Raw genomic sequence first — 14477 nt, forward strand, 5'->3', positions numbered from 1 at the left:
CAATAACTTAACGTGTGTTCGAGGGCTGGCACACTTCTTGCGATCTCCTTAACGCGCCGGCCGTGGGGCCGTTCCGCATTGATTTCGTCTGCGTCAGGGAGAGACCGCACATGATTACCAATTTGACTCACGCAATAGCCAAGCCGATCTCGCGTCGCAGCCTGATGGCCGCGGCAACGGGTCTGGCTCTGGGCCTGTCGGCATTTTCGCCGGCCAAAGCCGCAGACGACACCATCAAGGTCGGCGTTCTGCACTCGCTGTCGGGCACCATGGCGATTTCCGAGACCACGTTGAAAGACACCGTGCTGTTCATGATCGACCAGCAGAACAAGAAGGGCGGCGTGAACGGCAAGAAGCTCGAAGCCGTGGTGGTCGATCCCGCTTCAAACTGGCCGCTGTTCGCCGAAAAGGCGCGCGAGCTGATCACCAAGGACAAGGTTGCCGTCGTGTTCGGCTGCTGGACCTCGGTGTCGCGCAAGTCGGTTCTCCCGGTGTTCAAGGAACTGAACAACATCCTGTTCTATCCCGTGCAGTACGAGGGCGAAGAGTCCGAGCGTAACGTGTTCTACACGGGTGCTGCTCCGAACCAGCAGGCGATCCCGGCTGTCGACTACCTGATGAAGGACGAGAAGGTGAAGCGCTGGGTGCTGGCCGGCACCGACTACGTCTATCCGCGCACCACGAACAAGATTCTCGAAGCCTACTTGAAGTCGAAGGGCGTCAAGCAGGAAGACATCATGATCAACTACACGCCATTTGGTCATAGCGACTGGCAGACGATCGTCGCCGACATCAAGAAGTTCGGCTCGGCCGGCAAGAAGACCGCCGTGGTCTCGACCATCAACGGCGATGCCAACGTTCCGTTCTACAAGGAGCTCGGCAACCAGGGCATCAAGGCGACCGACATTCCGGTGGTTGCGTTCTCGGTGGGTGAAGAAGAACTCGCCGGCATCGACACCAAGCCGCTGCTCGGCCATCTCGCGGCCTGGAACTACTTCCAGTCGATCAAGAGCCCTGAGAACGAGAAGTTCATCAAGGAATGGCAGGCCTTCACCAAGAATCCGAAGCGCGTGACCAACGACCCGATGGAAGCCACCGTGATCGGCTTCAACATGTGGGTGAAGGCGGTCGAAAAGGCCAAGTCGATCGAAGCCGACAAGGTCATCGATGCACTGCCCGGCATCGAAGCCAAGAACCTGACCGGCGGTACCTCGAAGATGCTGCCGAACCACCACATCACCAAGCCGGTGTTCATTGGCGAGATCAAGGCCAATGGCCAGTTCGACGTGGTCTGGAAGACCCCGGCGCTGGTGGCTGGCGATGCATGGTCGAAGGAGCTCGACGGCTCCAAGGACCTGATCGGCGACTGGGTCGGCAAGAAGTGCGGCAACTTCAACACCAAGACCAACAAGTGCGGCGGTCAGGGTTCGTAAGTTAGCTCCACACACTCTCCGTCATTGCGAGCGCAGCGAAGCAATCCAGTTCTTTCTTGTTTGCGGCTTCTGGATTGCTTCGTCGCTTCGCTCCTCGCAATGACGGTTGATGGTTTCGTGTCTATCTCGACTCTCGAGACTCCCAAAACTGGAGAAGGCGGTGAATCCGTCGCCTTCTCTTTTTTCTTCGGCCGGGGTTTTCCAGTGACTGATCTCCTTTATCGTTTCCGCGCGATCGCTGTTGCATTTCTGCTAATCGTCGCGACCGCTATTCCGGCCGTTGCGGGTCCTTTCGAGGATGCCGTCGCCAAATTCGCCAATGATGATTTCTCCGATAGCGACGAAGCCGTGGGCATCATCGCCACCTCGGGCAATCCGCAGGCTTTCGCTGTGATCACCGCGCTGCAGGAAGGCCGGCTCTCCGCCGATCCCGACAGCAAGAAGGTTTATCTCACCGGCGCGGACGGGAAGGTGACTGACGCCGCGACCGGCGAGGCCGTTGCCGAAGTGCCGGCCAGTGCCGCAGCGGTGCGCCTCAACAATCGTCTTCGCCGCAGTATCGAATCCGCGCTGGGCGGGCTCACGCTGATGTCGCCGGATCCCGCCAAGCGCATCGCTTCGGCGCAATCAGTGTTCAAGAGCCACGAGACCGCGATGCTGCCGGTGATCGAGACCGCGCTGGAAAAGGAAACCAACAAATCCGCCAAGCAGGCCTTCACCGAAGCCCGCGCCGCGATCCTGCTCTACAAGGAAGATGCGACCGAGGCCGAGAAGATCGAATCCATTGCGATCATCAAGGGCCGCGGCGATCAGGACGCGCTGGCGCTGCTCACCAGCCTGCCGGCCGATCAGACCGTTGGTGTGGCGCGCAGCGCGGCCAGCGCCGTCACCGCCATCAACAGCCGGCAGACGCTGTGGTCGATCGGCCAGAACGCCTGGTACGGCCTGTCGCTCGGTTCGGTTCTCTTGCTCGCCGCCATTGGCCTCGCCATCACCTTCGGCGTGATGGGCGTCATCAACATGGCGCATGGCGAGATGGTGATGATCGGGGCCTATGTCACCTTCGTGGTGCAGGACGTGATCCGCACCAGCTATCCCGGCCTGTTCGACTACTCGCTGCTGATGGCCGTGCCGCTGGCCTTCATCGTCGCTGGTCTCCTCGGCATCGTCATCGAGCGCACCATCATCCGCTTCCTCTATGGCCGTCCGCTGGAAACGCTGCTGGCGACCTGGGGGCTGTCGCTGGTGCTGCAACAGGCGGTGCGCACCATGTTCGGCCCGACCAATCGCGAGGTCGGTAATCCCTCCTGGATGTCCGGCGCATTCGAGCTGGGTCAGCTCACCATCACCTACAACCGGCTCTGGATTCTGTGCTTCACGCTCGCCGTGTTCGCGATCCTGCTGGCGATGTTACGCTACACCAGCATCGGACTCGAGATGCGCGCCGTCACCCAGAACCGCCGCATGGCAGCCTCCATGGGCATCGCCACCTCGCGCGTGGATGCGCTGACCTTCGGTCTCGGCTCCGGCATTGCGGGCATTGCCGGCGTGGCGCTGTCGCAGATCGACAACGTCTCGCCCAATCTCGGCCAGAGCTACATTATCGACAGTTTCATGGTCGTGGTGTTCGGCGGCGTCGGCAATCTGTGGGGCACGCTGGTCGGTGCATTCTCGCTCGGCATCGCCAACAAGTTCCTCGAGCCGGTCGCAGGCGCCGTGCTTGGCAAGATCGCCATCCTGGTGCTGATCATCCTGTTCATCCAGAAACGGCCGCGCGGTCTGTTCGCGCTCAAGGGCAGGGCGATCGAAGCATGACGCCGCATTTCCTCACCCGCACGCTGGATCGCAGCGCCACGATCTTCCTGCTGATCGTCGCCGCCGTCGGCATCCTCATTCCGCTGTCGAACCTGCTGCTGCCGGCGGATTCGCCGCTGCAGGTACCGACCTATCTGATGGCGCTGTTCGGCAAATATGTCTGCTACGCCATTCTCGCGCTCTCGATCGATCTGATCTGGGGCTATTGCGGCATTCTCTCGCTCGGTCACGGTGCCTTCTTCGCGCTCGGCGGTTACGCCATGGGCATGTATCTGATGCGCCAAATCGGTTCGCGCGGCGTCTATGGCAATCCGATCCTGCCGGACTTCATGGTGTTCCTGAATTACAAGGCGCTGCCGTGGTACTGGTACGGCTTCGACATGTTCTGGTTCGCGGCGGCGATGGTGCTGATCGCGCCGGGCATCCTGGCTTTCGTGTTCGGCTGGCTCACCTTCCGCTCGCGCGTGTCGGGCGTGTATCTATCGATCATCACCCAGGCGATGACCTATGCATTGCTGCTGGCCTTCTTCCGCAACGATTTCGGCTTCGGCGGCAATAACGGCCTGACCGATTTCAAGGACATCCTCGGATTCAACGTGCAGGCCGACGGCACGCGTGCGGCGCTGTTCGCGTTGAGCTGTCTGGCGCTGATCATCGGCTTCCTCGTCTGCCGCGCCATCGTCACCTCGAAGCTAGGCAAGGTGCTGATCGCCATACGTGATGCCGAATCCCGCACAAGGTTCTTGGGCTACCGTGTCGAATCCTACAAGCTGTTCGTGTTCACGCTGTCGGCCTGCATGGCCGGCGTTGCGGGCGCGCTCTATGTACCGCAGGTGGGCATCATCAATCCCGGCGAATTCGCCCCCGCCAACTCCATCGAAGCGGTGATCTGGGTCGCTGTCGGCGGTCGTGGCACGCTGGTGGGTGCGGCGCTCGGCGCGGTCGTGGTCAACTACGCCAAGACGGTGTTCACGTCCGGCGCCCTTGCTCCCTACTGGCTGTTCATGCTGGGCGCGCTATTCATTCTTGTGACGTTGCTGCTGCCCAAGGGCATCATCGGCACCTTCAATGCATGGTCGGAAAGCCGCAAAGCCAGCAATAGCGCGAATGCCGATAGCGCCGCAGCGGAAGATGGCGTCACCAAACCTCATCTGGCGGAGAAGGCGTCATGACTATGATCGAAACGCCAGTCCCGGCAACGCCGGTGTCTCACGCGCCCGCTATCATTGATCCAGTGGTCGCAGCACGCGAAGCGGAAGCCCGGCAGAAGCGCATCACCTCCGCACAGCTCTATCTCGACGGCGTTCATGTCTCGTTCGATGGCTTCCATGCCATCAACAACCTGTCGATGGTGCTGGCTCCCGGCGAGATGCGCGCCATCATCGGCCCTAACGGCGCCGGCAAGACTACGATGATGGACATCATCACCGGCAAAACCAAGCCGGACGAGGGCGACGTCTATTTCGACGGCATTCACGACCTGACGCTGCTGGACGAGACCAAGATCGCGGAGCTCGGCATCGGCCGCAAATTCCAGAAGCCGACGGTGTTCGAGAGCCAGACCATCTACGACAATCTGCTGCTGGCGCTGAATGTCGATCACTCCGTGCGCGGCACGCTGTTCTGGCGCGGCAGCCGGAGCGAGGCAGAGGGCATCGACAAGGTGCTTGAGACCATTCGCCTCACGGACTCCCGCGATCGCCTCGCCGGCAATCTCTCGCATGGCCAGAAGCAGTGGCTCGAAATCGGCATGCTGCTGGCGCAGGATCCGAAGCTGCTGCTGGTGGACGAGCCGGTGGCCGGCATGACCGATGTGGAAACGCACCAGACCGCCGAACTGCTGAAGGCGATCAACCGCGACAACAAGACCGTGATGGTGGTCGAGCACGACATGACCTTCGTGCGCGAACTCGGCGTCAAGGTGACGTGTCTGCACGAAGGCACCGTGCTGGCCGAAGGCACCATCGATCAGGTGTCGACCAACGACCGCGTGGTCGAAGTGTATTTGGGGCGCTGACGCATGATCCCGAAAAGTGGAAACCGGTTTTCGGACCAGATCATGCGCAAGGATTAGGTCATATGCTGAAAGTCGATAATATCAGCCTCTATTACGGTGCAGCCCAGGCGCTGCGCGGCGTCACGGTCTCGGCGGAGCCCGGCAAGGTCACATGCGTGCTTGGCCGCAACGGCGTCGGCAAGACCTCGCTGCTGCGCGCCATGGTCGGCCAGCAGGCGATCTCGTCAGGTTCGATCACTTTCGATGGCCAGGACATCTCGACGCTGAAGCCGTTCGAGCGGGCGCGGCGCGGCATCTCCTTCGTACCACAGGGCCGTGAGATCTTCCCGCTGCTCACAGTGGAAGAAAACCTCAAGACCGGCTATGCGCCGCTGAAGCGCGCCGACCGCAATATTCCCGATGATGTGTTCTCACTGTTTCCGGTGCTGAACTCGATGCTCGGCCGGCGCGGCGGCGATCTCTCCGGCGGCCAGCAGCAGCAGCTCGCCATCGGCCGTGCGCTGGTGATGCGACCGAAACTTCTGCTGCTGGATGAGCCGACCGAAGGCATCCAGCCCTCGATCATCAAGGATATCGGCCGCGCCATTTCCTATCTGCGCTCGCTCGGCAATATCGCCATCGTCCTCGTGGAGCAGTATCTCGACTTTGCCTGCGAACTCGGCGACAACTTCGCCGTGATGGATCGCGGCGCGGTGAAATACACCTGCGACCGCTCGACGCTCGATCCCGCCGAGATCAGCCGCCAGATGGCGCTGTAACGCGGGCTCAAAGCCGGAGAATGCATGCAGGCTGACAACATCACGCTGTCGTCATCGGCGATCTTTGCGGCCAACCGTGCCCGCGGCGCGGTCAAATTTGACGTGCATTTCGCTGAAGGCAAGACGCGGCGGCGGCAGTTGCATGAATCTGGTTCGTTGCGCGTGCGCTTTCCATCCCCCGAAGACGACGGCCTCTCCGCGATGTTCGTCAACACCGCCGGCGGCGCGGCAGGCGGGGACCGTTTCGATATCGACATCGCGGCCGGCGAAGGCACCAGCCTGACTGTGACGACCGCCGCCGCCGAGAAGGTCTATCGCTCCCATGGTCCCGCCGCCGAAATCAACATCGCGCTGAAGGCCGGGGCCGGCGCGCATCTGTCCTGGCTGCCGCAGGAAACCATCCTGTTCGATCAGGCCCGCACCATCAGGCGCATCGATATCGATCTGGCCGATCGCGCGACGCTTTTGCTTTGCGAGATCGTGGTGTTCGGTCGTGCGGCCATGGGTGAGGTGATGCAGACGGGGTCTTTCGTCGATCGCTGGCGCCTGCGTCGCGGTGGCAGGCTGGTGTTCGCGGAAAACGTGCGGCTGGATGGCGATATCGCCGCGAAACTGGCCAGACCGGCCATCGGCAATGGCGCGGTGGCCATCGGCACGGCGCTAATCGTGCCCGGCGACGAGGCACTCATCGAGCGGCTACGCGAAGTCACGGATGGCGCTGGCGGCGAGGTTGGTATCTCCTGCTGGAACGGCTTTGCAATGGCCCGCTTCTGTGCACAAGATGCGGCGAAGCTGCGCGCCGACATGATGGCGGTGCTTGGACGATCAGGCGCGATGCTGCCGCGCATGTGGCTCAACTAAACCTATCAGAGTGTTCGCATGAATCTCTCTCCCCGCGAAAAAGACAAGCTCCTGATCTCGATGGCCGCCATCGTGGCGCGCCGCCGGCTGGAACGCGGCGTCAAGCTCAACCATCCCGAAGCCATCGCCATCATCTCCGATTTCATCGTCGAGGGCGCGCGCGACGGCCGCACCGTTGCCGAGCTGATGAAATCCGGCGCCGAGGTCATCACCCGCGCGCAATGCATGGATGGCATCGCCGAGATGATCCACGACATTCAGGTGGAAGCGACATTCCCCGACGGGACGAAGCTCGTCACGGTGCACGAACCGATCCGCTAGTTCAAACTCCGTCATGCCCGGGCTTGACCCGGGCATCCATTTTCAGCGCTCTAAGGCGTGGATGGCCAAGTCAAGCCCGGCCATGACACCGAGAAAATCGAGAGGTCACATGATCCCCGGCGAACTCTTCATCCAGGACGGCGAGATCGAACTCAATGCCGGGCGCAAGACCGTCACGCTGACGGTGGCAAATTCCGGCGACCGGCCCATCCAGGTCGGCTCGCACTATCATTTCTTCGAAACCAATCCGGCGCTGAAATTCGACCGCAAAAAAGCCCGCGGCATGCGTCTCGACATCGCCGCCGGCACGGCCGTGCGCTTCGAGCCCGGCCAGACCCGCGATGTGCAGTTGGTCGAACTCGCCGGCAAACGCACGGTTTACGGCTTCCGCGGCGATGTGATGGGGAAGCTCTGAGCGCCTAGCCGCCGGCGCTGTCCATCATGAACGAGCGGAAGTATCGATCGATGGCCAGCGATATCAGGACGACCGAGACGAACAGAAGACAGCTGTACAATGACCAACGTCCGACATCGTCACGGAACGATCGGATGCCAAGGATCACAAACCAGATGCCCAGAGCGATGCTGAACCAGTTGAACCAGGTGACGAGGATCGCTTCGGCAGCGTCCAGTTCGGCAATGAAGCCATCCGGAAATCCGAGCCACATGACGCGGGTCATGTATAGCCAGAACGTCAGTGCGAACAGCAGGCAAGTCGCAGCAAATGGATAGACGTTCTTCCATCTCACGATATCGGTCTCCGTCTCAGATCCCGACGCCGCGCGCCTCGTTGGGGTGCGCCAAGCTATGGAAGTGGCGGGCCACGCCGTCAATGAACGAAGGCGCAGGCTGCGCACTGATCGGGATGTTTGCGTTCCCGGCGGCATCGCTGCGTTCGAATCCACTCTCCTTATCTTCCATCGTTGGGAAGGCCTGATCTCATGCCCGTGAAAATCAAACGCTCCGTCTATGCCGACATGTTCGGCCCGACCACCGGCGATCGCGTGCGGCTCGCCGATACCGATCTGATCATCGAGGTGGAGAAGGACTTCACCATCTATGGCGAGGAGGTGAAGTTCGGCGGCGGCAAGGTGATCCGCGACGGTATGGGGCAGTCGCAGGCGACACGCGCGCAGGGCGCCGTCGACACGGTCATCACCAATGTGTTGATCGTCGATCACTGGGGCATCGTGAAGGCCGACGTGGCGCTCAAGGGCGGCATGGTCCACGCCATCGGCAAGGCCGGCAATCCCGACATCCAGCCGGGCGTGACCATCAATGTCGGTCCGGGCACCGATGTCATCGCGGGCGAGGGCAAGATCCTCACCGCCGGGGGCTTCGACAGCCACATCCATTTCATCTGCCCGCAGCAGATCGAACACGCGCTGATGTCGGGCGTCACCTCGATGCTTGGGGGCGGCACCGGCCCGTCGCACGGCACCTTCGCGACGACCTGTACGCCCGGCCCATGGCACATCGCGCGGATGATCCAGTCCTTCGATGCGTTCCCGGTCAATCTCGGTATTTCCGGCAAGGGCAATGCCTCGAAGCCCGCGCCACTGGTGGAAATGATCAATGCCGGCGCCTGTGCGCTGAAGCTGCACGAGGACTGGGGCACCACGCCTGCCGCGATCGATAATTGCCTCAGCGTCGCCGATGACTACGACGTGCAGGTGATGCTGCATTCGGACACGCTGAACGAGTCCGGCTTCGTCGAGGACACCATCAAGGCCTTCAAGGGTCGCACCATCCACGCCTTCCACACGGAAGGTGCCGGCGGTGGTCACGCACCCGATATCATCAAGGTCGCGGGCCTCAAGAATGTGCTGCCGTCCTCGACCAATCCGACCCGGCCATTCACGCGCAACACCATCGACGAGCATCTGGACATGCTGATGGTGTGCCACCATCTCGATCCGTCGATTGCGGAGGATCTGGCGTTTGCCGAAAGCCGCATCCGCAAGGAGACCATCGCTGCCGAAGACATCCTGCACGATCTCGGCGCGCTCTCGATGATGTCGTCGGACAGTCAGGCCATGGGCCGGCTCGGCGAAGTGATCATCCGGACGTGGCAGACCGCCGACAAGATGAAGAAGCAGCGCGGCTCGCTGAAGGAAGACAAGGGCAACAACGACAATTTCCGCGTCAAGCGCTACATCGCCAAATACACCATCAACCCCGCCATCGCCCACGGTGTCTCGAAGCTGATCGGCTCGGTGGAGAAGGGCAAGATGGCCGATCTCGTGCTATGGTCGCCGGCTTTCTTCGGCGTGAAGCCCGATCTCGTCATCAAGGGCGGCTCGATCGTGGCGGCGCCGATGGGCGATCCGAACGCGTCCATTCCCACGCCGCAGCCCGTGCATTACCAGCCCATGTTCGGCGCCTTCGGCCGGGCGCTGACGCAGTCGTCGGTGGTGTTCACATCGGGTGCGGCGGTGGCCGGCGGTCTCGCCAAGAAGCTCGGCATCCAGAAGTCGCTCTATGCGGTGGAAAATGTCCGTGATGGCATCTCGAAGAAGAGCATGATCCACAACGGCGCGACGCCGAAGATCGAGGTGCATTCGGAGACCTATGAGGTGAGGGCCGATGGCGAGCTTTTGACCTGCGAGCCGGCAGAAGTGCTGCCGATGGCGCAGAGGTACTTTATGTATTGAAAGCACTCCGTCGCCGTCCCCGCCTTCGCGGGGACGATGAATGAGAGGTCTTCGAAAGCCCCCCTTCCTCCCCCTCCCATAACCCCTTAATGTCCGTCCCGGCATTCTTAGCCATAACAACAAACCGGGAGGACTCCCCTTGATTTACGTCGTTGCCACTTTGTCCGTGAAACCCGAAGCCCGTGCCGAACTGATCGAAGCTGCCAAGGCTTGTATCGCCGAGACCCGCAAGGAAGCGGGCAATATCGCCTACGATCTGCACGAGAGCGTCACCGATCCGACCCGCATGGTATTCGTCGAGCAATGGGAGAATGCCGAGGCGCTGGTGCCGCACCGGACGCAGGAACATATGAAGACTTTCGGCCGCGTCGCGGTGAAATGCTTCAACGCGCCTCCGAAGATCGAAATCATCACCCCGGCTGACGTCGTGGTGCGTTAAACCAAACGAGAGAGTTCATGATCCGCGCGACTGAGGTCAAAGGCCAATACAACTGGACAGAGGCGGCGGCAGATACCGTCGTTCTCGATTTCGACGATCGTCATCGTCGCCGCATGGCGATGACGGGGACGCGCGGACTGGAATTCCTGCTCGATCTCGAAAACGCCGTCGCCCTGCGGGGCGGCGACGCTTTGGTGCTGGAAGACGGCCGCCTGATCGAGGTGGTCGCAGCGCCGGAGCCGCTGATCGAAATCCGGGGTACCGATCCCGGCCATCTGGTGCGGCTCGCCTGGCATCTCGGCAACCGCCATCTGCCGACGCAGATCATGGCCAAGGGGCTGCGTATCCGCAGCGACCATGTCATCGAGGAGATGGTGAAGGGCCTCGGCGCCAAGGTGATCGAGATCGAGGCACCGTTCGATCCCGAAGGCGGCGCCTATGCCGCTGCGCATGAGCCGGCCGGACATGGGCATCACGGTCATCATGATCATGCTCATCACGACCATGGACACAGTCACGACGATCATGGGCACGACCACCGTGGCCACAGCCATGACGCGCACGGTCATGCCGGTCATGGCCATGACCAGCATGTCCATGACGAGCATTGCAGTCACGATCACGATAATCACGATCATCACGATCATCACCATGATCACGACAGCAAGCACGACCACCATCGTCACTCTCATGCTCATGACCACAAATAGACCGGCGGACACTAGCTCGCTGAACGACTCTCTCGCCTTGTCTGCCGACGAAGGCGCTGCGCTGTACCGGCTGATGACCTGGCTGTCGCCGGCTTTTCCTGTCGGCGCGTTTTCTTATTCCAGCGGAATCGAATGGGCGGTGGAAGCGGGCGACATCACCGATGCTGCCAGCCTGCAGGACTGGTTGTCGGCGATGCTGTCCGATGGCGCAGGGTTTTGCGATGGCGTGTTTCTCGCTCATGTGCACCGCGCGGCATCTGACGGCGACGACAAGGCATTGCGCGAGGTTGCCGAACTCGCCAGCGCCTTCGTGCCATCAAGGGAACGTCAGCTGGAGACCACCACGCAAGGCAAGGCCTTCATCGAGATCGCGCGCAATGCCTGGTCGCATGAGGATATGGAGCGGCTGATCGCGATATGCGACAGCCCGATTGTCTATCCCGTTGCCGTCGGACTTGTGAGCGCTGCCCATGGCGTTCCGCTGTCGGCAACCATGCATGGTTTTTTCCACGCGGTGGTCTCGAACTGGATTTCCGCTGGCGCGCGGCTGGTGCCGCTCGGTCAGACCGACAGCCAGCGCGTACTTGCAGCGCTGGAGCCCGTCGTCGTGACCACAGGCCATCGCGCTATGGCCGCATCCCTCGACGATCTCGGCGGCGCGACATTTCGCTCTGATATCGCCAGCATGCGTCACGAGACGCAGTATACGCGGCTGTTCAGGTCATGACGGCTCTAACTCAAATCACACACCAGACCCCTCATGGTCGCCTGAACGCAATCGCGTTCAGGCTGGAGGAGCGGGCCGTTTGGCGCGCGTCTCGAACCATGAGTTGCTTGGCGCATCCTTCGAGACGCGGCGAAGCCGCCGCTCCTCAGGATGAGGGTCGTCGCTTTATCCTCAACCGAAAGTACCCCTGACATGTCCAGTTTTCACGGTCCGCTCCGCGTCGGCATTGGCGGTCCCGTCGGCTCCGGTAAGACCGCGCTGATGGACCTGCTGTGCAAGACCATGCGCGAGCGCTACGACATCGCGGCGATTACCAATGACATCTACACGAAGTGGGACGCCGAATATCTGGTGCGCTCGGGCTCGCTGACAGCGGATCGCATTGCTGGCGTTGAAACCGGCGGCTGTCCGCATACCGCGATCCGCGAGGACGCCTCGATGAACCTCGCCGCCGTTGCCGACATGCGCGTCAAGTTTCCCGATCTCGACATGGTGCTGATCGAATCCGGCGGCGACAACCTCGCGGCGACCTTTTCGCCGGAACTGGCCGATATCACTATCTACGTTATCGACGTTGCGGCTGGCGACAAGATCCCCTCCAAGGGGGGGCCGGGCATCACGCGCTCGGACCTGCTGGTGATCAACAAGATCGACCTTGCGCCCTATGTCGGGGCTTCGCTTGAGAAGATGGACGTCGATGCCAAACGGATGCGCGGGGTCAGGCCCTTCGTGATGACCAATATGAAGACGCAGGAAGGTCTCGACCGGATTATCTCATTCATTGAGAGCAAGGGCGGCCTCAAGGCCAAGGCAGTCGCCTGAGACTTGTGAATAAGGCCTCTGTCGTAGTTCTCACGAGCGGGCTTCGACTTGAGGCGTTCATATTGAGTTGGCTATAACGACGGGCTGGTCGATGCCCGTCGGCCAATGTGTCGTGTGATATTGCGTTAAGCCTGTTTTTCAAGATTTGTCCGGTCCGGAAATAATTTCCATCGGGCTGGAACCAAATTGTTCCGGCATGATTGGCATACTCCTGAGCCGCTGACCCGGCAGCAACGTCCTAATTTCCCGAGTATCCGTGTGGTCCGGCTTGGTTTCATCATCGCATTACTGGCACTGGTCGGAGCTCTGCTCTCCGGCCTTGCGGCCTATCGCGTGCATGACCAGGAGCTGGCGATCGAGAATATCGCGCTGGGCCGGGCCGTGGATATCCATGCCAGCCTGGTGCAGGAGCGTTTGACCGAGCGCGAATTGCTGGCCCGCGTCGCGGCCGGGCTGTTTCGTGCGCCGACGGTCATGAAGGCCAATATGCTGCAGCCGCTGCGGGCTTCGATCTACGCCTTCAAGACCGATTTCGCGATTGCCGCCTGGATCGCTCGCCTGCAGCCGAACGAATTCGCGGCCGCCAGCGCGGAGCTGGCCAGTGCTGGCTACCGCAATCCTACGATCCGCAGTTACAACGACGATCGCCTCGATGCCAGGGCGCTGGGGCAGCCGCTCGACGTGCTGATGGATGTGGAGCCGCGCAATTCCGTCACCGAAGGCTTTGCCGGTCGCGCCCTGAATTTCTCTCCCGTCACAGGTCCAACGCTGGTGCGCGCCGTGAACGAGGGCAAGCCGGTCGCCTCCAGCCCCACGCCGCTGCAGCAGCCCGATGGACCGCTGGGATTGGTACTGGTGACGCCAGTTGTGCCCGAAGGCGATCCGGCGCCGGCCGGCTTCGTGTCGTTCTCCTATGAACTTGGGCCGTTGATGCTGGCCAATGACGAGATGTCATTGTTCTCGGTGGCACTGAAAGATCCGCGTGTCGCTGATGGCGAAATCGTCGCCGACGACGATGGCAGGGTAACGGCGCGCCCGCTGGTGGCGAATGGTCCTGCGCTGGCAGTCCTGCGCACGGTTTCGTTCGGCGGGCGTGACTGGTCCCTAGGCTATTATCCGAAGATCAATACCGAGCTGCGCGCGCAGCGTATCGCGATCATCGTCGGCGGGGTCGGCCTCGCGCTGACGGCCATCGTTTGCGGGCTGTTCGGCTATGTCTCCTACGCCAATCTGCGGCTGCGGCGCGAGGTGGAGATCCGCATCGGCTTCGAACGTCGCCTGACGGCCGTCATCGACGAGCTCAATCATCGCGTGAAGAACATTCTGGCGGTGATCCAGTCCATCGTGACACGCACGTTGCGTCACGGCTCCGACGTGGACAGCGCGCGAGATCTCCTGATCGGTCGTATTCACGCGATGTCGAATGTCGTGTCGCTGCTGAGCGAGAGCCAGTGGCAGGGCGTGCAGCTCAAGGGTCTGTTCGAGGCGCGTGCGATCCCGCATGCCGACCGTATCGCACTGGAAGGTCCGGACATCATTGTCAGCGCGCGCGCCGCGCAGAGCCTGTCGCTGCTGTTCTTTGAACTGGCCTCGCATTCCGACGAGGGCCTGTCGCTGGTGGGCAAGCATCCGCATATTGTTGCGCATTGGGAGATTACGGGCAGCGAGCCGGATGGGCTGTTCAATTTCCGCTGGGAAGAGTTCAACACCAGCGAAGCAACGCGGCGCCCGGACAGCGATTTCGGTCTGGTGCTGCTCGATCGCGTGGCGCCGGAAGCGCTGGGTGGTACGGCGAAGCGCTACTTCACCGACGTGTCCTATGTCTATGAACTGACGGCACCCGTCGAAACGGTAATCGACATGACCGAGCGCGACCGGACAGAAGCGCTGGCGAAGCCGATCAGATAATTGACCCCAACA

Annotated in this window: 15 protein-coding genes; 14 read left to right on the forward strand and 1 reads right to left on the reverse strand. The window is 61.6% G+C overall.

Going from position 1 to position 14477, the window contains the following annotated elements; all coding sequences use genetic code 11:
• Window positions 1-110 precede the first annotated feature (110 nt).
• The 8 genes from urtA (at window position 111) to AB7783_RS00820 (ending at window position 7620) form a co-directional block, all read left to right on the forward strand.
• A complete protein-coding gene (urtA, locus tag AB7783_RS00785; RefSeq protein ID WP_092149862.1) occupies window positions 111-1433 on the forward strand; it encodes an urea ABC transporter substrate-binding protein in 1323 nt (440 codons plus the stop codon).
• A 204-nt stretch (window positions 1434-1637) separates the two neighbouring features.
• Window positions 1638-3248, forward strand: a complete 1611-nt coding sequence (gene urtB / locus AB7783_RS00790) for an urea ABC transporter permease subunit UrtB (RefSeq protein ID WP_441276511.1) — start codon at window positions 1638-1640, stop codon at window positions 3246-3248.
• Window positions 3245-4420, forward strand: coding sequence for an urea ABC transporter permease subunit UrtC (gene urtC / locus AB7783_RS00795; RefSeq protein ID WP_441276512.1), 1176 nt, complete (start codon window positions 3245-3247; stop codon window positions 4418-4420). Before urtB ends, urtC begins: the two co-directional genes overlap by 4 nt.
• Window positions 4417-5265 carry an urea ABC transporter ATP-binding protein UrtD gene (gene urtD / locus AB7783_RS00800; protein ID WP_441276513.1) on the forward strand — a complete coding sequence of 283 codons (849 nt, stop codon included), beginning with the start codon at window positions 4417-4419 and terminating at the stop codon, window positions 5263-5265. Before urtC ends, urtD begins: the two co-directional genes overlap by 4 nt.
• 62 nt (window positions 5266-5327) lie before the next feature.
• Window positions 5328-6023, forward strand: coding sequence for an urea ABC transporter ATP-binding subunit UrtE (urtE, locus tag AB7783_RS00805; protein ID WP_068733931.1), 696 nt, complete (start codon window positions 5328-5330; stop codon window positions 6021-6023).
• A gap of 24 nt (window positions 6024-6047) precedes the next feature.
• A complete protein-coding gene (locus tag AB7783_RS00810; RefSeq protein ID WP_441276514.1) occupies window positions 6048-6884 on the forward strand; it encodes an urease accessory protein UreD in 837 nt (278 codons plus the stop codon).
• An 18-nt stretch (window positions 6885-6902) separates the two neighbouring features.
• A complete protein-coding gene (locus tag AB7783_RS00815; RefSeq protein ID WP_068733936.1) occupies window positions 6903-7205 on the forward strand; it encodes an urease subunit gamma in 303 nt (100 codons plus the stop codon).
• Between the two features lie 109 nt (window positions 7206-7314).
• Window positions 7315-7620: an urease subunit beta gene (locus tag AB7783_RS00820; protein ID WP_116663917.1), complete on the forward strand. Its 306-nt coding sequence runs from the start codon at window positions 7315-7317 to the stop codon at window positions 7618-7620.
• Window positions 7621-7624: 4 nt separating this feature from the next.
• Here the strand turns inward: AB7783_RS00820 and AB7783_RS00825 are convergent, their stop codons facing one another.
• The gene (locus AB7783_RS00825; RefSeq protein ID WP_441276515.1) at window positions 7625-7954 is read right to left on the reverse strand and encodes a hypothetical protein; all 330 of its coding nucleotides are present in this window, start codon (window positions 7952-7954) and stop codon (window positions 7625-7627) included.
• 192 nt (window positions 7955-8146) lie between these two features.
• On the opposite strand from AB7783_RS00825, the gene ureC reads away from it, so the two are divergent.
• The 6 genes from ureC to AB7783_RS00855 all read left to right on the forward strand — a co-directional run bounded on the left by ureC (window position 8147) and on the right by AB7783_RS00855 (window position 14465).
• On the forward strand, window positions 8147-9859 hold the full coding sequence (gene ureC, locus AB7783_RS00830) for an urease subunit alpha (protein ID WP_441276516.1): 1713 nt from the start codon (window positions 8147-8149) through the stop codon (window positions 9857-9859).
• 139 nt (window positions 9860-9998) lie between these two features.
• Window positions 9999-10298, forward strand: coding sequence for a putative quinol monooxygenase (locus AB7783_RS00835; protein WP_439057446.1), 300 nt, complete (start codon window positions 9999-10001; stop codon window positions 10296-10298).
• Window positions 10299-10315: 17 nt separating this feature from the next.
• Window positions 10316-11008 (forward strand): urease accessory protein UreE, encoded by a 693-nt coding sequence (locus AB7783_RS00840; RefSeq protein WP_441276517.1) that lies wholly within the window; start codon window positions 10316-10318, stop codon window positions 11006-11008.
• Window positions 10989-11735 carry an urease accessory protein UreF gene (locus AB7783_RS00845; protein WP_441229013.1) on the forward strand — a complete coding sequence of 249 codons (747 nt, stop codon included), beginning with the start codon at window positions 10989-10991 and terminating at the stop codon, window positions 11733-11735. The genes AB7783_RS00840 and AB7783_RS00845 overlap by 20 nt, the downstream gene beginning before the upstream one ends.
• A gap of 192 nt (window positions 11736-11927) precedes the next feature.
• Window positions 11928-12557, forward strand: a complete 630-nt coding sequence (gene ureG / locus AB7783_RS00850) for an urease accessory protein UreG (protein WP_068733948.1) — start codon at window positions 11928-11930, stop codon at window positions 12555-12557.
• Between the two features lie 258 nt (window positions 12558-12815).
• On the forward strand, window positions 12816-14465 hold the full coding sequence (locus AB7783_RS00855) for an HWE histidine kinase domain-containing protein (protein ID WP_120288708.1): 1650 nt from the start codon (window positions 12816-12818) through the stop codon (window positions 14463-14465).
• Window positions 14466-14477 lie beyond the last annotated feature (12 nt).

Source organism: Tardiphaga sp. 172_B4_N1_3 (assembly GCF_052076035.1).
Taxonomy (GTDB): domain Bacteria; phylum Pseudomonadota; class Alphaproteobacteria; order Rhizobiales; family Xanthobacteraceae; genus Tardiphaga; species Tardiphaga robiniae.

Excerpts from the sequence above, each read along its gene's own strand:
- urtA (WP_092149862.1), top strand. The coding sequence starts at position 111 with ATGATTACCAATTTGACTCACGCAATAGCCAAGCCGATCTCGCGTCGC.
- urtC (WP_441276512.1), top strand. The coding sequence starts at position 3,245 with ATGACGCCGCATTTCCTCACCCGCACGCTGGATCGCAGCGCCACGATC.
- urtD (WP_441276513.1), top strand. The coding sequence starts at position 4,417 with ATGACTATGATCGAAACGCCAGTCCCGGCAACGCCGGTGTCTCACGCG.
- urtE (WP_068733931.1), top strand. The coding sequence starts at position 5,328 with ATGCTGAAAGTCGATAATATCAGCCTCTATTACGGTGCAGCCCAGGCG.
- AB7783_RS00810 (WP_441276514.1), top strand. The coding sequence starts at position 6,048 with ATGCAGGCTGACAACATCACGCTGTCGTCATCGGCGATCTTTGCGGCC.
- AB7783_RS00815 (WP_068733936.1), top strand. The coding sequence starts at position 6,903 with ATGAATCTCTCTCCCCGCGAAAAAGACAAGCTCCTGATCTCGATGGCC.
- AB7783_RS00820 (WP_116663917.1), top strand. The coding sequence starts at position 7,315 with ATGATCCCCGGCGAACTCTTCATCCAGGACGGCGAGATCGAACTCAAT.
- ureC (WP_441276516.1), top strand. The coding sequence starts at position 8,147 with ATGCCCGTGAAAATCAAACGCTCCGTCTATGCCGACATGTTCGGCCCG.
- AB7783_RS00840 (WP_441276517.1), top strand. The coding sequence starts at position 10,316 with ATGATCCGCGCGACTGAGGTCAAAGGCCAATACAACTGGACAGAGGCG.
- AB7783_RS00845 (WP_441229013.1), top strand. The coding sequence starts at position 10,989 with ATGCTCATGACCACAAATAGACCGGCGGACACTAGCTCGCTGAACGAC.
- ureG (WP_068733948.1), top strand. The coding sequence starts at position 11,928 with ATGTCCAGTTTTCACGGTCCGCTCCGCGTCGGCATTGGCGGTCCCGTC.